The organism is Paraclostridium dentum (assembly GCF_012922555.1).
GTDB lineage: Bacteria > Bacillota > Clostridia > Peptostreptococcales > Peptostreptococcaceae > Paraclostridium > Paraclostridium dentum.
Map to the genome: position 1 here is coordinate 57,050 of NZ_WIPK01000012.1, position 21,689 is coordinate 78,738.

Annotated in this window: 11 protein-coding genes and 1 riboswitch; of the genes, 8 read left to right on the forward strand and 3 right to left on the reverse strand. The window is 30.2% G+C overall.

What is annotated here, in order from left to right; translation table 11 throughout:
* The first annotated feature begins 127 nt into the window (after nucleotides 1-127).
* Together GFJ41_RS14745 and GFJ41_RS14750 are read left to right on the forward strand one after the other, a co-directional pair.
* The gene (locus GFJ41_RS14745; RefSeq protein WP_170075737.1) at nucleotides 128-8,209 is read left to right on the forward strand and encodes a DUF11 domain-containing protein; all 8,082 of its coding nucleotides are present in this window, start codon (nucleotides 128-130) and stop codon (nucleotides 8,207-8,209) included.
* A gap of 123 nt (nucleotides 8,210-8,332) precedes the next feature.
* Nucleotides 8,333-8,644, forward strand: a complete 312-nt coding sequence (locus tag GFJ41_RS14750) for a TIGR04076 family protein (protein ID WP_170075738.1) — start codon at nucleotides 8,333-8,335, stop codon at nucleotides 8,642-8,644.
* Between the two features lie 34 nt (nucleotides 8,645-8,678).
* Here the strand turns inward: GFJ41_RS14750 and GFJ41_RS14755 are convergent, their stop codons facing one another.
* The gene (locus GFJ41_RS14755) at nucleotides 8,679-10,145 is read right to left on the reverse strand and encodes an amino acid permease (protein WP_170075739.1); all 1,467 of its coding nucleotides are present in this window, start codon (nucleotides 10,143-10,145) and stop codon (nucleotides 8,679-8,681) included.
* A gap of 151 nt (nucleotides 10,146-10,296) precedes the next feature.
* A riboswitch (Lysine riboswitch) is annotated at nucleotides 10,297-10,466 on the reverse strand.
* 217 nt (nucleotides 10,467-10,683) lie between these two features.
* Entirely contained in the window at nucleotides 10,684-11,178 is a 495-nt protein-coding gene (locus GFJ41_RS14760) for a spore coat protein (protein ID WP_035118077.1), read from the reverse strand.
* A gap of 102 nt (nucleotides 11,179-11,280) precedes the next feature.
* Here GFJ41_RS14760 and GFJ41_RS14765 point away from each other — a divergent pair, with 102 nt between their 5' ends.
* The 3 genes from GFJ41_RS14765 to dhaK all read left to right on the forward strand — a co-directional run bounded on the left by GFJ41_RS14765 (nucleotide 11,281) and on the right by dhaK (nucleotide 15,414).
* On the forward strand, nucleotides 11,281-12,315 hold the full coding sequence (locus tag GFJ41_RS14765; RefSeq protein ID WP_035118076.1) for a PocR ligand-binding domain-containing protein: 1,035 nt from the start codon (nucleotides 11,281-11,283) through the stop codon (nucleotides 12,313-12,315).
* A gap of 192 nt (nucleotides 12,316-12,507) precedes the next feature.
* Nucleotides 12,508-13,635 carry a glycerol dehydrogenase gene (locus tag GFJ41_RS14770; RefSeq protein WP_170075740.1) on the forward strand — a complete coding sequence of 376 codons (1,128 nt, stop codon included), beginning with the start codon at nucleotides 12,508-12,510 and terminating at the stop codon, nucleotides 13,633-13,635.
* A 12-nt stretch (nucleotides 13,636-13,647) separates the two neighbouring features.
* Entirely contained in the window at nucleotides 13,648-15,414 is a 1,767-nt protein-coding gene (gene dhaK / locus GFJ41_RS14775) for a dihydroxyacetone kinase subunit DhaK (protein WP_170075741.1), read from the forward strand.
* 93 nt (nucleotides 15,415-15,507) lie between these two features.
* On the opposite strand, the gene adhE is transcribed toward dhaK, so the two are convergent.
* The gene (adhE, locus tag GFJ41_RS14780) at nucleotides 15,508-18,180 is read right to left on the reverse strand and encodes a bifunctional acetaldehyde-CoA/alcohol dehydrogenase (protein ID WP_052169291.1); all 2,673 of its coding nucleotides are present in this window, start codon (nucleotides 18,178-18,180) and stop codon (nucleotides 15,508-15,510) included.
* 381 nt (nucleotides 18,181-18,561) lie between these two features.
* On the opposite strand from adhE, the gene GFJ41_RS14785 reads away from it, so the two are divergent.
* From GFJ41_RS14785 to GFJ41_RS14795, 3 genes are all read left to right on the forward strand, one after another.
* Nucleotides 18,562-19,242 (forward strand): ferredoxin-like domain-containing protein, encoded by a 681-nt coding sequence (locus GFJ41_RS14785; protein ID WP_170075742.1) that lies wholly within the window; start codon nucleotides 18,562-18,564, stop codon nucleotides 19,240-19,242.
* 230 nt (nucleotides 19,243-19,472) lie between these two features.
* Nucleotides 19,473-20,903, forward strand: coding sequence for a glutamate/gamma-aminobutyrate antiporter (gadC, locus tag GFJ41_RS14790; protein WP_035118072.1), 1,431 nt, complete (start codon nucleotides 19,473-19,475; stop codon nucleotides 20,901-20,903).
* 39 nt (nucleotides 20,904-20,942) lie between these two features.
* On the forward strand, nucleotides 20,943-21,689 hold a 747-nt coding region (locus tag GFJ41_RS14795), incomplete at its 3' end, for a pyridoxal-dependent decarboxylase (protein WP_264318404.1).

The window sequence follows — 21,689 nt, forward strand, 5'->3', positions numbered from 1 at the left end:
AAGTAAAATTAAAATTATAAAATAAATAAATTAGTCAACTAAAAAGGTAAATATCAATAGTATATATGAGGGTTATTTTCAAGTTATGAAACCTTACAAGTATAATAGAAAATTAGGAGGAGATATTGTGTCGTTAACACCTAGATTTACAGCTATAGATAAAGCTGTATTAGTAGCTACAGGGAATAGTTTCGTGGTGTGCGGAAGTACTACAGCTACAGGATCAAATACGTCGGATATGATAAAACCAGACGGAGGTACAACAAGGGATTGGGCAGAAGCTGGAAGTACAGCAAGTTTGAATATATTATCAAATAGTACGATATTATATGCAGAACTTTTATGGTATTCGACTGTAAAGAGTAATGTACAAGGTGCACAAGACCTTAGAAGTATACAAGACAATCCAATAACTTTTACAACATCAAAAGGAAGCTACCAAATTTCACCTCAATATACAGATACAAATACAGGTACATCGGGAACTGTAGATAGATATAGAGCGGCAGATGTAACATCATATATACAAAATTCTTTATCAGGAAATTATACAGTATCAAACGTACCAATAAGTGTTCCAGACACTGGTTTAAGTAACAGTAGAGGTGGATGGACACTTTCTGTAGTTTATAGAAATGACAGTTTACCACCTCAAAAGGTAATATACTTATCAGGAATATCAGTAGCAAAACCTGGAGCTCCTTTACAAACCACTATTTCAGGATTTACAACAAGTTCAGATATTTCAAAACTTAAAGGAAACGTGTTTATAGCGTGTGCAAATGGTGAGCCAATAAATGGAAATGATTTTGCTTATGCAGGTCCTTCTTTTGCAGAGCTTAGTAATATAGGTAATTCAGTAGATAGTCCTAATCCAAACCCTGGAACATCACCAAACAATCCAGGAAACAACTTTTTCTCAGGATTAATAAACGTAGTTAATCCATTAAATAGCAACAATGGATTATTAAATATAAATGGAACTAATGGAAATAACAATAATGATGGATTTGTTCCTACTCAAAAACTAGGAGCTAGAAATAAGTGGGATATAACTAATGTAGACATAACAAATACTTTAATACCAAATCAAACATTATTAGCAGGGCAAGTAAACTCAGCAGAGACTGGAGATGGGGTACAGCTTTTAGCGGTTGGAACACAATTAAATGTAAATGCTCCTAATATGATAACCAAACTAGATGTATATGATATAGATGGAGATGGAGAGTATAATATACAAGTTGGAGAGCCATTAGTATATGCATTAAGCATAAAAAACGATGGGTCAGTAGATGCTAACAATGTTATTATATCTGCTAATTTAGACTCAAGCACTACATTTATTCCTGGATCTGTAACTATAAATGAAGTTTCATATCCAACAGCAAACATATCAGCTGGAATAAATTTAGGAACTATACCAGCAAAAGGTGTTAAAAATGTATTATTTACAGTTAGAGTAAACTCAGTGCCAAATGGAGGTTTACTTCATCAAAATGTAAATTATAATTATCAATTTATATCAGGTGTGGATAATATAACAAATTATGCAACTACAAACACTATAGAAATAATTGTTCAAGATGGATTATTGTCAATTTCGAAATCTTCATCAAAATCAACAGCAGTTGTTGGAGATAGCATAACTTATACAGTTGATATAAAAAATATTGGAACAGAAATAGCTCAAAATTTATTTTTCCAAGATAAAATAGATTTAAATTGTTCATTTGTAGATGGAAGTGTAATTATTGATGGAATAGAATATACAGAATATAACCCAGTAGATGGAATATCACTTCCAAATTTACCTGTAGGATCATCTAGCAAAATAGTTTTCCAATGTAAAGTAAACTCACTACCAGCTTCGACTAAGGTATATAATAATTCATGTATTTCATTTGGATATGTATTCAATCAGTATGGATATTTAAGAGAAAAAACTATATTTAGCAATACTACATCTACAACAATTCAGTATGTAGATATTATAGGAGAAAGATGCAATAATAATAATTATCCAAAAGTAGGAGATACAGTAACTTACACATTAAGTTTAACTAATACAGGAAATATAAATGCAAATAATGTTCAAGTATTAGAACCAACTATACCAGGAGCAACTTTTGTAAATGGAAGTGTTAAGATAAATGGAGATATAGATCCAACACTAAATCCATTTAATGGATTTGATTTGCCTGAGCCAATTCAGCCTAAGGAAACAACTGAAGTGGAATATAAAGTTTTAATAAATGAACTTAATCCAGCTAACTTAATAGAAAATATAGCTCAAGTTCCATTTAAATATCAAATATCTACTGAGACAGGAGTTATACAGTCAGAGAAAGACTCTAATAAAGTAGATACAATTGCAAATTATACATGTATGAATATTGTTGAGAGTGTTGATAAAGATTATGCAACTGTAAATGATATTTTATACTATAAAGTTGAGATAACTAACAATGGCAACATAAACTCTACAAATACAGTATTTTTATCTAATATACAATCAGAAACTTCATTTATTACAGATTCAGTTACTATAAATGGAATAGCATATCCTTCATACAATCCAAATCAAGGATTTACATTAGGGACTATTTGTGCGGGAGAAACTGTAGAAGTTTTATATCAAGTTAGAGTAAATTCAGTTCCTAATCCAAATATAGTTTATAACCAATCGGATTTAGTATATAGCTACCAACCTGATCCTAATGGAAATATTTTAACAAATACAGTTTATAGCAACATTGTTCAAACGATAATAAACAAAGCATCATATACAGTAACAAAATCTGTGGATAAAGCATATGCACAACCTGGAGATTATATAGTTTATACAACAGTAATTCAAAACACAGGAAATGTAGATTTAACAAATATTAAATTCGTGGATTATTTAGGAATATATTTAACTTTCTACGAAGGAAGTTTATATGTAAATGGAATAAATTATCCAAATTATAATCCAAATACACAATTTCCAATAGAAAATTTACACCCAGGTGATACTGCAACAATAGTATTTGGAGCTACTATACTTGGAAATACTCCTGTTGGCTATATACCAAATACTTCAGAAGTTACACTTAGCTATAAAGAGACTCCATATAGTCCGGTAGTAAGTAAAACTGTATATTCTAATACTGTAAAAACTTATGACCCATATGCACAAATTGACATTGTAAAAAGTGTAGATAAGTCATATGCAGGAGTAGGTGAAAATTTAACTTATTCATTTACAGTTGAGAATAATGGAAGCGCAAGTGCAAACAATGTTATTTTCTCAGATATACTTCAATCTCAAATATCTTTTGTTTCAGGATCAGTTTATGTAAATGGAGTAAATAAACCAAATTATAACCCTCAAACTGGATTTAACTTAGGGACTATTAATATAGGTCAGGTTGTAAATATAGAGTTTAAAATTAAAGTAGACAGTTTACCAAATCCTAATACTGTTAAAAATAATGCAACAGCATCATATAGTTATTATATAGACCCTAATCAACAGCCAATATCAAAAACATCAACAAGTAACACAGTAACAACTATAATAAATTCATACTCAGCAACTTTAACTAAATTAGTGAATAAATCATATGCAGTTGTAGGAGATGTACTTGATTATGAAGTTGTAGCAAGTAATACAGGAACAATACCACTAACAAATGTAACTTTCAAAGATTTAATTCCAAGTGGAGCAACATTTGTAGATGGCTCTGTGTTTGTAGATGGAGTTAATAAACCAAGCGCAAACCCGAATAGTGGATTTACAATAAGTGATGTTTTACCTGGAGGAAATGTGGTTGTAATGTTTAAAGCAACGGTAACTAGTGTTCCTAACCCTCCTCAAATTAATAATATTGCAAGTATTAATTTTAAATATCAATTAAGTCCAACAAGTCCATATATTGATGGAACTTTAACTAGTAATACGACAACTACAAATATAAGAAATATAAATGTAACCAATACAAAGAGTGTAGATAAAACTTATGCAACAGTAGGGGATAAATTAACTTATACTTCTGTAATAACTAATAATAGTAATATAAATATAACAGATACTATGTTTACAGATTTAGTACCAAATAATACAACATTTGTAAGTGGTTCTGTGAAAATTGGATCTACAGCATATCCAGATTATGATCCGAATATAGGATTTACATTAGACACTATAACACCAGGATCATCAGTTACTGTTAAATTTGATGTTACTGTTGAATCTGTTCCAAACAATGGATATGTAACTAACACATCAAATATTAACTATTCATATAAGATAGATCCAAATGGAAGCAGTATAGTAAGCAACACAACTAGTAATTCTGTAACAACTTATATAAGATTAGGAAATCTAACAGTTACAAAGGCAGCAGATAGAACTGTGGTTAGATTAAACAATATAATAACTTATAGCTTTGTTATATATAACACAGGAAATACTATATTAAAGAACTTAATGTTTACAGATATGATTCAAGAGGAGTCTGTATTTAATGACGGGTCAGTATATGTAAATGGAGTAAATAAACCAAACTACAATCCAGAAACTGGATTTAGTTTAGATGATATAGATATAGGTCATCAAACTACTGTTAGCTTCAGCGTTACAACAGAGCAATTACCACTAGATAATAAGTTACTGAATAAAGCTAGTGTTCAATATTCTTACTATGTAGATCCGAATGGAAGTCCTACTACTAAGTCAAAAGACTCAAACACAACTACTGTTTATGTGTATGATACTATAGTATCTGCAAATAAATCAGTTGATAAGAGTATTGCAAAATTAGGAGATACTTTAAACTTTAGTATAGATATAACTAATGATGGAAATGTGCCTGCTGAATTCGTTGAATTCATAGATAACTTAGATACACATTTAAAATTTGTAAAAGACTCAGTATATATAAATGGTCAACAAAAAATTGGATATGATCCAAATAATGGTTTCTCATTAGCTGATATACAACCTAATACAACAACTACAGTAACTTTTAAAGCTACAATAGATAGTAGACCTTTAGATAACACTATTTATAACTTTGCTACTATAAATTACAAATATACAGTAGGAACTGAGTTAGTAAACGCAACAATAAATACAAACACAACAATGACATTTGTTGCAGTTGGAGAATTAACTCTTACAAAATCAGTAAATACAAATTATGCTACAGTTGGAGATAATTTAAGCTATTCAGTAATTATAAAAAATACTGGATCAGTTAATGCAACTAACTTAACATTTACAGACTTAATGCCAAGCGCAACTTCATTTAATAGTGGAACCGTAGTAGTAGATGGAACGCCTAAGCCAACTTTCAATCCAGTCGATGGATTTGCATTAAGTGATTTAACACCAAATCAATATCATGTAGTATCATTTAGTATTCATGTAGATTCATTACCTCAAAGCGGAAAAGTAGAAAATACTGCAGATGTAGAATTCACTTATAAATTAACACCAACTGATAATCCAGTTACAATAACGTCTACTTCTAATAAAGTTACTACTTTTATCAATTTAGGGTTATTAAACCTTACAAAATCAGTAGATAAGATGTACGCAACTATAAATGATGTATTAACGTATACAATAAATATAGTAAATCAAGGAAATTCAACTTGTTCAAATGTTATATTTAAAGATTTAGTTCAAATAGATGCAAGTTTTGTAAGTGGATCTGTTTATGTAAATGGATCAAATAAACCAGATTATGATCCTAATGTAGGATTTAGTTTAAGCGATATAACAGGATATGGAAATGCAACAGTTAGTTTCAAGGTTAAAGTAAATAGTATACCTCCTGGAGACTATACTTTATACAATACGGCTACAACAAATTATAGTTATAAGATAGATCCAGATAAGACTCCAGTATCAAAACAATCAACAAGTAATACAGTAAGTACTGTTATAAATGTAGGTTCATTAACTGCAACAAAATCAGTTAGTAAATCATACGCAACAATTGGAGATGTATTGACATATACAGTTAATATATTTAATGATGGTAATGTTGTAGCTAAGAATGTAAACTTTAGAGATGTTATACCAACAGGATTAACTTTTGTTACAGATTCTGTAACTATAAATGGAGTATCAAAACCTGGATTTAATCCATATTCAAGCTTTACTTTAGGAGATATAATATCAGGAGATACGGTTGTAGTTAAATTTGATGCAACTGTAAGCTCATTGCCGACACCTTCATTAATTAGCAATATAGCTAGCTTAACATTTGCATATAAAATAGATCCTAATGGAAGCGATTTATATGGGCAAACAAATTCTAATAAAGCAGATACTCAAATAAACTTAGGTTCACTGAATCTGACTAAGACTGTAAATAAAAACTATGCAACAACAGGAGATACAATAATATATACAGTAGTTGTAACTAATAATGGAAATGTAAATGCAACTGATGTAATTTTCACAGATAATTTACAATCAGATGTAACATTTAATACAGGATCAGTTAAAATAGATGGAGATATTTATGAAAATTATGATCCTAATCAAGGATTTAGTTTAGGAACTATAGAACCGTTGGCTAGTGTAACTGTTTCATTTACTGTTACGGTAATACAACAACCGACACATGACTCAGTACTAAACTATGCAGTAGGAACATTTAATTATAAGGTTAATCCTAGTGGTCAAAATTATAGTAAATCATCAATATCAAACACTGTGTATACTATTATAATTTATCCTAAGTTAAGTATGGCTAAGTCTGTAAATAAATTATATGCAACTTTACAAGATACATTAAATTATAATGTGTTAGTTAAAAATGATGGAAACACAACTATATCTAATTTAGCATTTGCAGATACATTATCAAATGGAGCTATATTTAAAACTGGAACAGTAACAATAGATGGTGTTAGTTACCCTGATTATGATCCAATAGCGGGATTTAACTTACCAAATAATCTTATAGCAGGAAACACATCTTTAGTACAATTTAATGCAACTGTAAACTCTGTACCAACACCACCTCAAGTAACGAACTATGCTGCTTCAAATGGTGTTTATAAAGTAGACCCACAAGGAGGAAACTACCCTATATCAGCAACATCTAATACAGTAACAACTAATATTAATGTAGGTAGTTTATCTAACACAAAATCAGTAGATAAGTTATATGCAAAAGTAAATGATACTATAACTTATACTTCAACTATTATTAATACAGGAAATGTAAATGCAACTAGCTTAAGATTTACCGATTTATTACAATCAGAATTAAGTTATGTATTAGGAACTGTAAGAATAAACAATGTTTTATATCCAGCATTAGATCCGACTATAGGGTTTGATTTATCAGATTTGGCACCTAATCAAACAGTAACAGTTACTTTTGATGCTAAGATAAATTCTTTACCAGTGCCAGCTTATGTAACAAATACTTCTCAAATCCAATTTAGTTATAAGATAGATCCTAGTGGTACTATATCAACTAAAACTCAAACAAGTAATTTAGTAACAACTAATGTAGTTTTAGGAAAACTTAATGTAGTTAAAACTGTAGATAAAGCAATAGCTACAATAGGAGATATATTAAACTATACTATAACTCTTACAAATGTAGGAAATGTTATAGATAATGAAGTTTTATTCCAAGATACTCCATCTACAGGTGCTCAGTTTAAAACAGGTTCTGTAATTGTAAATGGAGAAAGTAAACCAGGTTATGACCCTACAGTTGGATTTAGTATAGGTGACATAGGAATAGGAAATGTTGTAATAGTTCAATTTAGTGCAACTGTGACTTCAGTTCCTGCTTCTAATAAAGTAACTAACCAGGCTGTTATACCATTTAAATATTTAGTAGATCCAAAGCAGCCTCCATATAGTGATACAGCTTACTCAAATACAGTAACTACTAATATTGCTTATGGCAATTTAAATGTGATTAAGTCTGTAAACAAAAAATATGCTACTATAGGTGAAAAATTAACTTATACAATCACAATTGAAAATGTAGGAAATATAAATGCTACTGATGTAGTATTTGTCGACTATACTCCTCATAATTCTATATTTGTATTAGGAACTGTAACTGTAAATGGTGTTCCTCATCCAGATTACAACCCATCAGCAGGATTTAATTTAAATACTATGGTTCCTGGTCAAATTATAACTGTTGTATATCAAGTTCAAGTAATAGATTTATGTTAATATAAATTATTTTAATCTCGAAGTTATTAATAACTTCGAGATTTTCTTTTTATTTGTGTTTATATGAAATAAGTTTTAGTTTAGAATATAGTTATTACATAAATTTTTTATGGAGGGGAAAAAATGGAATCACAAAAGTATTCAGATATTAAAATAACTATATTAAAAAAATTAAAGGTAAATGATATTTTTGTAGAATATGCAAAAGAAAACATGCCATTAGTTTGCGCTAAGGGTGAAGTTGGAGATGAATTTATATCAAAAAATTGCGAAATGCCAGAACGTTTTTGTAAAGGTGCGTGGTCAGGATTAAAAAGAAAAGTTGAATTTTTAGCATCAGGGAATAATAGCCCTTATGTAAAGCAAGATGGAGTTGCAATACATTCTTGTAATGATGGGTTACATCCTGTTATATATAAATTAGAAAGAATATAGAAAAAAGGCTGATATTAAAATCAGCCTTTTTTATTTAATTTAATTCACTTATTTGACTATCTATTGAACTGCTGTTTATATTTTCATCAAAAGTTAAATCAACTTCATCCAAAGATACAACTTTAGTTTTATGTTTAGTTTTATATCCAACATATAAAGCTATGAATAAAGGTATACCTATATAAGAAGCTATTAAACTATGCCAGTCAACTCCATTTGGAGTTATACAAGAATATCCTTGACCTAATATTATTATCAAACACATTATAAGTGCTAATATAGGTCCGAATGGATACCATTTAGCTTTAAACTTTAATTCTTTTAAACTATGACCTTGATGGATATATGCTTTTCTAAATCTATAGTGACAAACTGCTATACCAACCCATGCTATAAATCCAGCAAGTCCAGATGCAGCAACTAACCAAACATAAACTGTACTTTCTGCAAATATACCAGTTAAGAAACACGCAGAAGCTACTAATGTAGTTAATATTAACGCATTTACAGGAACACCTCTTTTATTAGTTCTTGCAAAAACTTTAGGTGCAAGTCCTTCTTTAGCCATTGAATATAGCATTCTAGTTGATGCATACATACCTGAATTACCTGCAGATAAAACAGATGTAAGTATTACTGCATTCATAAGTGAAGCAGCACCAGCTATTCCTGCTTTTTCAAAAACCATAGTAAATGGACTTTCAGAAACACCAGCTTGAGTAAAAGGTATAATAGCACCTAAAACAATTATAGTTCCTAGATAAAATATTAATATTCTCCAAAAAATTGATTTTATAGCTTTTGGTATAGTTTTTTCAGGTTGCTCACTTTCTCCGGCTGCAACTCCTATAAGTTCTGTACCTTGGAATGAAAAACCTGCAACTAAAAATATAGCAAATACAGATTTTATACCACCATGAAATGGTCCATCTGCTATAAAGTAATTATGAAACCCTATTTCATCAGAACCCATTACACCAAGTATCATTAACACACCTATTATTAAAAATATTATTACAGTCACAACTTTAATTCCGGCAAACCAATACTCAGATTCACCATATGCTTTTGCTGATAAAAAGTTTAAACCTACAATTATAGCTAAGAAAAATATACTCCAATAAAATCCAGGTACATTAGGGAACCAATATTTCATAATTAATGATCCTGCAACCATTTCAGCAGCTATAGTTATTGCCCAGTTATACCAATAGTTCCACCCAAGTGCAAAACCAAGTGCTGGATCAATAAACTTTGTAGCATAAGAACTAAAAGAACCAGATATAGGCATATATGTTGCCATCTCACCTAAACTAGTTATTAAGAAATAAACCATTACTCCTATTAACCCATATGCTAGTAAAGCACCACCAGGACCTGCTTGGTGAAGAGTATCACCCATTGCAAGGAATATACCTGTACCGATCGATCCTCCCAGAGCAATCATATTTAGATGTCTAGCTTTTAACCCTCTTTTTAAATCTTGATTTTCATTACTCATTTTACTTATCCTCCTTATGGTAGTTAGTTTTCCATAAGTAAGTAACTAAGATAATAAATCTTTATGAAAATAAAAAAAGTCATAAGACTATGCTCATGACTTTATACGAAAAAATTCATACTAACTAAGTATGATAATACCGTACGCTTTCATTGAAAATAGCACTCCACAAAATGTGACAGTCTTATATATATTTTATATAAGCCCAGTAAATAGTATTAAAGCTATTAACTATTCACTTCGGCGAAATTTCCTTTCATATTACTTCATCGAGCTTATCTCCATAATACTACTAATAAATTTCGCGCCTCTATCTCAGTTATCTACTTGTTGTATACAATTATAAAACAAATTTAAAATAAGTCAATAAAAAAAATTATATTAGTAAAGTTAACTATTTTCAGATGATTTATAAAAATGAGAAAAATTAAGTTAAATTAGTAAAGAAAATCATTGATATACCGATAATATATAAATATTTAACATTACAAAAATAGTTAAGGATGTGATCCATTAATTGATATCACATCCTATTTTTCTAGTTATACATATTATGTTGACTCATGTAATTGTAAATTTTTTCTCCGTGTTCTTGTTCTTCTTTTTGAATATGATTTAAAACTTGGCGTATGTTTTTATCTGCAAACTCAAAGATAGCTGTATTATATGTAGATGATACATATTTTTCAGTGCTAAGTGAGTCTTGGCATAACATTTTATCTTGTTCATTATAAGCATTCATTTGTGATGATTGTGAATTCATGTTAGGCATAGTATTTGAATTTTGCATATTTGAGTTTTGATTTCCTTGGCTTTGACCTTGACCTTGATTAACATTTGGAACAGTACCACTTAAAATTTGATTTATTGAAGTTAAGTGTTGTTGTTCGTGTTGAGCAAGTTCATTAAATAAACTTTTTAGCTGTGGGTCTGAAGCTTTTTTACCATATTCCTGATATTTTTGAACACATAATTGCTCATGGCTTTTTTCATCTTCTAATAACATTTTTTCTTTAGCAGTTAAATTTAACATAAAATACACCTCCACTAAATAGTCTGCATAATAAACAATATATTATTCATATATGATAAAATTAGTACAAGATATAAAATTGCCTTTAAAGGAGTATGAAAAGTGAGAAATGAAAATTTAAGTCTAAATAAGATAATAGATTTCAAGAAATGGGATAATTTACAAGATTATCTTTCGCTAGTTACGAAAATGGCAATAGTTATAGTGGACTATAAAGGAAATCCGATAACTAAACACAGTAGATGCCACAAATTTTGTGAGTTAGTAAGAGGTAATTCTAAGTTATCAAAGTACTGTGAAAAATGTGATTCAAGAGGTGGGTTAGAAGCTGTAAGAATGAATAAACCATATATATATTTATGCCATTATAATATAGTTGATGTGGCTATACCTATTATAGTAGATGAAAAATATATAGGTGCAATAATGGCAGGGCAAGTGAGAATAGATGATTATGAATCAACAGATATGTTAGAACAAATATTAAAAGTTCCAGATAAAGTACTAGAACAAAATGACATCTCAAATCAACTTAATCAATATTATAATGAACTACCTGTTTTATCATATAAAGAAGTAGAAGATACATCTAACATGTTATTTTTATTATCTAATTATATAGTAGAAGAGGCATTAAATAAAAATTTGATTTTAGAGATGTATGAAAAAACTATGAGAAATGGAATAGAAATAGATAGTAAAACTTTTACTGGATACAGCATAAAAAATATAGAAAGTGTTAAAAAAGAAATTTCTAATGCTATTGTGAATAGGTATATAACTTATGATCATAAAGAAGACAGCGAAGAAATTAAGGTAAGTAAAACTTTAAAGCCAGCAATTGAATATATATATAACAATAAAAGTGAAAATATATCAATGGAAAGTATGGCTAAGTTATGCCATGTTAGTTCAAGTTATTTTAGTAGATTATTTTCAAAAGAAATAGGTGAAAATTTTTCAACATATATATCAAAGCTTAAGATTAAATGGGCAAAAGCTCTTTTAGAAGAAACCGATATGACAATAAATGAAATCAGTGATGAACTTGGATTTAGCGAGTCAGGATACTTTATAAAGATATTTAAAAAGTATGAAGGTGTAACCCCAAATTTATACAAGAAACATCTTAGATAACAGGCAAATTGAATTTGTTAAAAAAATTTCGAAAAGTACATAAATTCCAATTATATAATTTTACATCAAAAAATTACGGTTTTAAATCGTAATTTATTAACATCTATGTCCAATGCATTTTTGGGAAAACGGTATTATAATTAAGTTAACTTAAAAAATAATATCACTACAAAATACAAAGGAGAGATTAATATGAGAAAAGCATTTATATGTCCTACAAAATATGTACAAGGTCAAGATGAGTTATTAAATTTAGGGTACTTCATAAAAGTATTTGGGGATTCAGCTTTATTAATCGCACATAAAGATGATATAGAACGTGTTAAAGATAAATTAGATTCAACTGCTAAAAAATTTGGGGTAACTTTTGTTGAAAGTAACTTCAAAGGAGAATGTTCTAGAGAAGAAGTAGCAAGATTACAAGATTTAGCTAAAAAGAATAAATGTGCATGTACAATTGGTCTAGGCGGAGGTAAAGCAATAGATACTGCTAAGTGTGTAGCTCAAGGAGATAACTTAATAATAGTTCCAACTATAGCTGCAACAGATGCACCTACAAGTCATTCAGCAGTATTATATACACCAGATGGAGCATTTGATGATTATGCATATTTCAAGCAAAGTCCAAGTGTAGTTTTAGTTGATACTACAGTTATAGCTAAAGCACCAACTAGATTCTTAGTTTCAGGAATGGGAGATGCTTTATCAACTTACTTTGAAGCAAGAGCAACAGCTAGTTCATATTCAAATGTAAATGCAGGATTACCTTGTGGTTATAGAGAAGGGTTATGCGGAGAAGCTAAGGGAACTAATACAGCATTAGCTTTAGCAAAATTATGTTATGAGACTCTAATAAATGATGGAGTTAAAGCAAAAGTATCATCAGATTGTAACTTAGTTACTCCAGCTTTAGAAAACATAATTGAGACAAATATTCTTTTATCTGGACTTGGATTTGAAAGTGGAGGATTAGCAGCAGCTCATGCTATACATGATGGACTTACTATATTAGAAGGAACACATAAATACTTCCATGGTGAAAAAGTTGCATTTGGAACAATAGCACAATTAGTTTTAGAAAATGCACCTAAAGAAGAAATAGAAGAAGTATTAGAATTTTGTTTACAAGTAGGGCTTCCTGTTTGTCTAGAAGATATAGGGGTAGAAACTATTACTGAAGAAGAATTAAAAGAAGTGGCTGAGAAAGCATGTATTAAAGAAGAATCTATATATTCTATGCCATTCCCTATAAACGTTGATGAAGTTGCAGCTGCAATAATAACAGCTGATAGTATAGGGAAAAACTATAAAAACAGATAGAGGTGTGACATTATGAAAAAAATAATAAATAAACCAGAAACTGTGGTTATGGAAATGTGCAATGGAATAGCTATGGCGCATCCAGAACTTGAGTTTTTAAAAAAATATAAAGTAATTAAGAAAAAAAATATAAATAAAAATAAAGTTAGTTTAATAAGTGGTGGTGGAAGTGGTCATGAACCAGCACATGCAGGATTTGTAGGAAAAGGTATGTTAGATGCAGCTGTTTGTGGAGATGTGTTTGCATCACCTTCTCAAATACAAATATATAATGCAATAAAAGAGACTGCAAGTAATAAAGGAACATTACTAATAATCAAAAACTATAGTGGAGATATTATGAACTTTAGAAATGCAGCACATCTTGCTATAGAAGATGGTTTAATTGTTGACTATATAAAGGTAGATGACGATATTGCTGTTGAAGATAGTTTATACACAGTAGGTAGACGTGGAGTTGCAGGAACAGTTTTAGTTCATAAAATAGCTGGAGCTGCAGCTGAACTTGGTATGAGTTTACATGAAGTAAAGGAAGTTGCACAAAAAGCTGCTAATAATGTTAGAAGTTTAGGGTTTGCACTTACATCATGTACTGTACCAGCAAAAGGAACACCTACATTCCAATTAGAAGAAGATGAAATAGAATTTGGAGTTGGAATACATGGAGAGCCAGGTGTAAGAAGAGAAAAAACATCTTCTGCAGATGAGCTGGCTAAAAAAATGGTTAATGATATATTAGCAGATATGAAAATAGAAGATTCAAATGAAGAAGAAATTGCATTGATGATTAATGGTTTTGGAGGAACTCCACTTCAAGAACTATATTTACTTAATAATTCTGTTATACGTGAATTAGCTAAGAGAAATATCAAAATATGTACAGCTTTTGTTGGAAACTATATGACTAGTATAGATATGGCAGGAGCATCTGTATCTATAATGAAATTAGATAATGAGCTAAAATATTTATTATCTCAAGTAAGTGAAGCACCTGGATTTAAGGTTTCAGGAGCTTTCGTACCAGTAGAATATACAGATATATATGAAGATGAAAATAATACAGATGATTCAAATGTATGTTTTGAAGTGCAAACTAATAAAGATTTTGCAAATATAGAAGATTATAGATTCACTTTAGAAAATATGATCTATGTAGTTGATAAAATGAGTGAAATAATAATAAAAAATGAAGTGCCATTCTGTGAATTAGATTCTTATGCTGGAGATGGAGATTTTGGAATGAGTGTTGCAAAAGGATTTAAGCAATTAAAAAGAGAATGGGCAAATATACTTTCAATAGAAGAACTAACTATTGGTAAATTCTTAAATGAATGTTCTATGGTAATAATGGAATATTGTGGAGGAGCATCAGGACCAATATGGGGAAGTGCTTTTAGAGCAGCAGGAAGATATGTAGGAGATAAAGATGAACTTACTGTTTTAAACTTTGCTAATATGATGGATGCAGCAGTTAATGGTGTACAAGCTACAGGTGAAAGATCATTTGGTAGAGGAGCTGGAGTAGGAGATAAAACTTTAATAGATGCATTAGTACCATGTGCAAACTCATGGGAATTAAGTGTAAAAGAAAATGATACATTTAAAGAAGCTTTTGAAAAAGCAGCAAGAAAAGCTGTAGAAGGAGCAGAGTCAACTAAAGAAATAGTAGCTCGTATGGGTAGAGCAGGAACTGTTGGAGAAAGAAGTTTAGGATATCCAGATGCAGGAGCTCATGCACTTGGAGTAATCTTTACTGAAATATCTAATGATTTAAAATAGTCATCCCATGAATTTCATTTTATATAGATTAAGAACCTCAACTTATTAAAGTTGAGGTTCTTTTTTATAATTAATAAATATCTATTTTAAAAATTAATCTAAAGCACAATTTAACTTACCTTCTAGAACTTCTTTTGCTGCATTTGCATTTCCGTAATAAACATTTAAATACATTTGTTTAATTTCGCTCATTAATGGATATCTAGGATTAGCTCCAGTACATTGGTCATCAAATGCTTGTTCAACCATTTCATCTAAGCTTTCTAAGAATGTACCTTCATCTACACCCCAATCTTTTATAGTCTTAGGAATTCCAACAGTAGATTTTAATTCATCTATTTTATTTAATAGTTTATTAAATTTATCTTCATTTGAATTTCCATTAATACCTATGAATGAAGCTATTTCAGCATATCTTTCTAAACATTGAGGATATTTATATTGAGGGAATATACCCATTTTTATAGGAGCAGAAGATACATTGAATTTTAAAACTTCATTTATTAAAAGTGCATTAGCAACACCATGAGGTATATGGTGGAATGAACCTAATTTATGAGCCATAGAGTGACAAACTCCTAAAAATGCATTAGCAAATGCCATACCTGCCATTGTAGAAGCGTTAGCCATTTTTTCTCTAGCTTCAGGATCAGTTGTTCCGTTTTCATAAGCTCTTGGAAGATATTCAAATATAGATTTAACAGCTTGAAGAGCTAAACCATTTGTATATTCAGTTGCCATCATAGATGCATAAGCTTCTAAAGCATGAGTTAAAGCATCTATACCAGAAGCTGCAGTTAATCCTTTAGGCATACTCATCATTAAGTCAGAGTCTATTATAGCCATATTTGGCATTAGTTGATAATCAGCTAAAGGGTATTTAATTCCTGTATCTTGATCTGTTATAACTGCAAAAGGTGTAACCTCAGAACCAGTACCAGCAGAAGTTGGTATAGCTACAAAGTAAGCCTTTTCGCCCATTGTAGGGAATTCATAAACTCTTTTTCTTATATCCATAAATCTCATAGCTAAGTCGCCAAAGTCTATTTCAGGATGTTCGTACATTGTCCACATGATTTTACCTGCATCCATTGCACTACCACCACCTATGGAAATTATTACATCTGGTTTGAAGTCAGCCATAGCTTTAGCACCAGCTTTAGCAGTTTCTAATGTTGGGTCTGGCGCAACATCATAGAATGTATGGTGTTTAATATTCATTTCATCCAATAAATTAGTTATAGGTTTTGTATATCCATTTTGATAAAGGAAGCCATCTGTAACTATAAAGGCTCTTTCTTTTTTAAGAACATGCTTAAGCTCCTGAAGAGCAACTCCTAAACAACCTTTTTTGAAATAAACTTTTTCTGGGGCTCTAAACCAAAGCATATTTTCTCTCCTTTCAGCTACAGTTTTTATATTTATTAAATGCTTAACACCTACATTTTCAGATACAGAGTTTCCTCCCCAAGACCCACATCCAAGTGTTAAAGATGGAGCTAATTTGAAGTTATATAAATCTCCTATACCACCTTGAGAAGCAGGAGTATTAACTAAAACTCTACAAGTTTTCATAGAATTTCTGAATTTTTCAAGTTTATCACATTGAGTTATTGTATTTAAATATATAGAAGATGTATGACCTAAACCACCATCGTATATAAGTTGATCTGCTTTAGATATTGCATCATCAAAGTTTCTAGCTTTATACATTGCAAGTACTGGAGATAATTTTTCGTGAGCAAAAGGTTCAGATATGTCTACTGACTCAACTTCACCAAGTAATATTTTAGATTCTTTAGGTATTGAAAGTCCAGCTAGTTCAGCTATTTTATATGCAGGTTGACCAACTATATCTGCATTTAGACCTCCGTTTTTATTTAATAAAATGCCTTTTACTTTTTCTATTTCAGATTTATTTAATAGGTAAGCACCACGTTTTACAAATTCAGATTTTACATTTTCATAAATACTGTTTAAGACAATAACTGATTGTTCAGAAGCACATATCATACCATTATCAAATGTTTTTGAAAGTAATATTGAATTTACAGCAGTTTCTATATCCGCACTATCATCTATTATTGCAGGGGTATTACCAGCTCCAACACCTATTGCTGGTTTACCAGAAGAGTATGCAGATTTTACCATACCAGGTCCACCAGTTGCTAATATAATATCAGCACTTTCCATTATAGTTGTTGTCATTTCAAGAGATGGTTCATCTATCCAACCAATAATCCCTTCTGGAGCACCTGCTTTTACAGCCGCTTCAAGAACTACTTTTGCAGCTTGAATAGTTGATTTTTTTGCTCTAGGATGAGGTGATATTATAATACCATTTCTAGTTTTTAGAGCAAGTAAAGTTTTAAATATTGCAGTTGAAGTTGGATTTGTAGTAGGAATTACAGCCGCAATAACACCTATCGGTTCTGCTATTTTAGTTATACCAAAAGATGAATCTTCTTCTAAAACCCCGCAAGTTTTTACATTTTTATAAGTATTGTATATATATTCTGAAGCAAAGTGGTTTTTTATAACTTTGTCTTCTACTATACCCATATTAGTTTCTTCATGTGCAATTTTTGCTAAAGGAAGTCTTTGTTGATTTGCAGCCATTGCTGCAGCTAAAAAGATTTTATCAACTTGTTCTTGAGTATAAGTTGAAAATATTTTTTGAGCTTTTTTGATTTGATCTAGTTTGATGGCCAAAGATTCAGGTCCATCAACTATTGATTGATTAGTTTTTAACAATTCTTGTTTCATTTATGTTCCCCCTTGGTTTAATTAAGTTGTAACATTTAAAAATGTATGCAACTTTTTATTGTTTAGTAATAAAATTCATTGAAGATTTTTATACAACTATAATTATTTTTATCGGGTGATATGACTTAATGTAATTCTTGACTGAGATAAATGTACTAGCTTGTTAAAAAATTAATTTGCTCTTCAAAAACATTTTAGCAAAAAAGCAAGCAGAAGGAAAGGAAAAAATTGTTAAAAATAAAACTAAATTAAAAAATAAAACTGCAAACGTTATCTAATTTTTTATATTAAGTTATAACGTATGTTACAGAATTAAATTAAATAAATGGTTATAATAGGTATATGGATAAATTAAATTAATATTTTAAGGAGAGAGATTTTATGAGCAATTACGGAAACTTACAAAAAATTAAAGATGGAAAGCGAACTTATGCAATAACTCCACATATACCAGGAGGATTTGTTTTGCCTGAGACACTTATAAAAATAGCTGAAGTTGCAAAAAAATATAATGGTGTTCTTAAGTTAACATCTGGGCAAAGAATTTTAATAACAAATTTAAAGCAAGAAGATTTAGTAAGTATATGGAAAGATTTAGATATGGAACCAGCAGTTAAAAATCAAAACTCAGTTAAAAATGTAGAGATCTGCCCAGCTAACTTTTGTAAACGTTCAAAATATCCTACTATAGGAATAGGAATGAAAATAAGTAAAAACTTTCATGGAATGATACTTCCAAATAGAACTAAAATCGGTGTTGCAGGATGCAGGAATGCTTGCACTAGTGTGTATTCTAAAGATATAGGTGTATTAGTAGATATAGATGGGAAGTTTTTTGTAACAGCTGGTGGTAGTGCAGGATTTTATCCAAGAAGTGCAGATATAATAACTAAGGGATTAACTGAAGAAGAAGCCTATAATTTAGTAAAAACAATACTTGAATATTATAATGAGAATGGTCAAATGGGAGAAAAATTAGGCGATTTTATGGATAGAATAAGTATTGAAAAGTTTAGAAAAGATGTATTACAAAGTTTAAATTTAAAAGAGATTTTGGAGTAGCAAGCTAAACTGCTACTCTTTTTTTGTATGACCTATGAAACTTCAAAATATTATTATTGTCTGTTAAAAATGAATTTTTAGACTTTTACAACATTTACCAAAAATGTTTTGCCATGAAAATACCGGGTATCTAATTAATACAAACACGGGTGATACCAAAGGGTCTAGGGATAGTAATCCGGTATTATTAGGTGAACTTATAAAAAATTAAATATCAGGAGATGATTAAGATGAAACAGGCACAAGCTGCCAAAAAAAATTCACTTAGCTTATTCGCATTCTTTGCAATGACCGCATCAATGGTTATGACAGTTTACGAATATCCTACATTTGCTACATCAGGATTTAATTTAGTATTCTTCTTATTACTAGGAGGTATATTATGGTTCTTACCAGTAGCACTATGTGCAGCAGAAATGGCTACTGTTGAAGGATGGCAAGAAGGAGGGATTTTTGCTTGGGTTGGAAATACTTTAGGTGAAAAATTCGGATTCGCAGCAATATTTTTCCAATGGTTCCAAATTACAGTTGGATTTGTAACAATGATTTATTTTATATTAGGTTGTGTTTCATACATATTCAATTGGAATGCATTAAATAATGTTCCGGTTATTAAGTTTATTGGAGTATTGGTGATATTCTGGGTGTTAACATTTTCACAATTAGGCGGTACAAAAAACACAGCTAAAATAGCAAAAGCTGGATTTATATTTGGGATATTAATACCAGCAATAATATTATTTGGATTATCAATAGCATACATAGTACAAGGAAATCCTATAGATGTAAAAATAGGGGCTCAATATTTTGTACCAGATTTTTCAAAAGTAAATACATTAGTTATTTTCGTGTCATTTATATTAGCATATATGGGTGTTGAAGCATCAGCATCACACGTAAACGAGCTAGATAATGCTAAAAAGAATTATCCATTAGCTATGATCATATTAGTTATCTTAGCTATAGTGCTTAATACAATTGGTGGATTAACAGTTGCAGCAGTAGTTCCACAAAGTCAATTAAGTTTAAGTGCAGGGGTTGTTGAAACATTCAAAGCTTTAATATTACACTTTGCTCCTCATAGTACATGGCTTGTAAAATTAATAGCTATATTATTAGCACTAGGAGTTATGGGTGAAGTTAGTGCATGGGTTGTTGGACCATCAAGAGGTATGTATGCAGCAGCTCAAAAAGGAATATTACCTAAATCACTAACTAAAACTAATGAACATGATGTTCCTGTAAACTTAGTTTTCGTACAAGGAATAATAGTTACAATATGGGCAGCAGTTCTTACTTTCGGTGGTGGAGGAAATAATGTATCTTTCCTTACAGCTATATCATTAACAGTTGTTATATACTTAGTTGGATACTTATTATTCTTCATAGCTTACTTTACATTAGTACTTAAAAAAGATAATTTAAAACGTTCTTATCATGTACCTGGTGGTAAAACATTTAAATTAGTAGTTGCAGCATGTGGATTTGCAACATCAATATTTGCATTAGTAATTTCATTTGTTCCATCAAATCAATTAAATGCAAAAAGTGCACATGAATATTTAACTATATTAATAGTAAGTTTTGTAATTACAGTTTTAATACCATTTGTAATATATGCAATTACATCTAAAAAAAGAGAAGTTAAAACAACAAAATAATAAACAAAATTGATAAAAAATATATAGGAGGTTTTTAAAATGTTATACGGTAAAAAAAATCAATTAGGAGATAGCTATGATACTCCAATATTTGGAACAACAGAATCTGGCTCTAGCGTGCCAAAAGATGTTTTAGGGAAAGATTCTATTGCACCAAATGTAGCCTATAGATTAATAAAAGATGAGTTAATGAATGAAGGGAATGCAAGACTTAACTTAGCAACATTCTGTCAAACATACATGGAAGATGAAGCAACAAAACTTATGGCAGAAACATTAGAAAAAAATGCTATAGATAAATCTGAATATCCACAGACAACAGAGATGGAAAACAGATGTGTAAATATGATAGCAAACTTATGGAATGCACCAAAAGAATTAAACTATATAGGTACATCAACAGTAGGATCATCAGAAGCATGCATGCTTGGTGGTATGGCTATGAAATTTAGATGGAGAAACAGAGCAGAAAAATTAGGAATAGACACAACAAAGAGAAAACCAAACTTAGTAGTATCATCAGGATTCCAAGTTTGCTGGGAAAAATTCTGTGTATACTGGGATATAGAAATGCGTTTAGTACCAATGGATGAAGAACATATGAGTTTAAACGTAGATAAAGTTTTAGATTATGTAGATGACTACACAATAGGGGTTGTAGCATTACAAGGAATAACATATACAGGAAAATTTGATGATATAAAAGCATTAGATGCATTACTTGAAGAATACAATAAAACAGCAAAAATAAGTGTACCAATACACGTAGATGCTGCATCAGGTGGA

What these genes read in the sequence shown, in the direction of transcription:
- GFJ41_RS14750 (WP_170075738.1), top strand. Translation starts at nt 8,333, where the DNA reads ATGGAATCACAAAAGTATTCAGATATTAAAATAACTATATTAAAAAAA.
- GFJ41_RS14755 (WP_170075739.1), bottom strand. Translation starts at nt 10,145, where the DNA reads ATGAGTAATGAAAATCAAGATTTAAAAAGAGGGTTAAAAGCTAGACAT.
- GFJ41_RS14760 (WP_035118077.1), bottom strand. Translation starts at nt 11,178, where the DNA reads ATGTTAAATTTAACTGCTAAAGAAAAAATGTTATTAGAAGATGAAAAA.
- GFJ41_RS14770 (WP_170075740.1), top strand. Translation starts at nt 12,508, where the DNA reads ATGAGAAAAGCATTTATATGTCCTACAAAATATGTACAAGGTCAAGAT.
- dhaK (WP_170075741.1), top strand. Translation starts at nt 13,648, where the DNA reads ATGAAAAAAATAATAAATAAACCAGAAACTGTGGTTATGGAAATGTGC.
- adhE (WP_052169291.1), bottom strand. Translation starts at nt 18,180, where the DNA reads ATGAAACAAGAATTGTTAAAAACTAATCAATCAATAGTTGATGGACCT.
- GFJ41_RS14785 (WP_170075742.1), top strand. Translation starts at nt 18,562, where the DNA reads ATGAGCAATTACGGAAACTTACAAAAAATTAAAGATGGAAAGCGAACT.
- gadC (WP_035118072.1), top strand. Translation starts at nt 19,473, where the DNA reads ATGAAACAGGCACAAGCTGCCAAAAAAAATTCACTTAGCTTATTCGCA.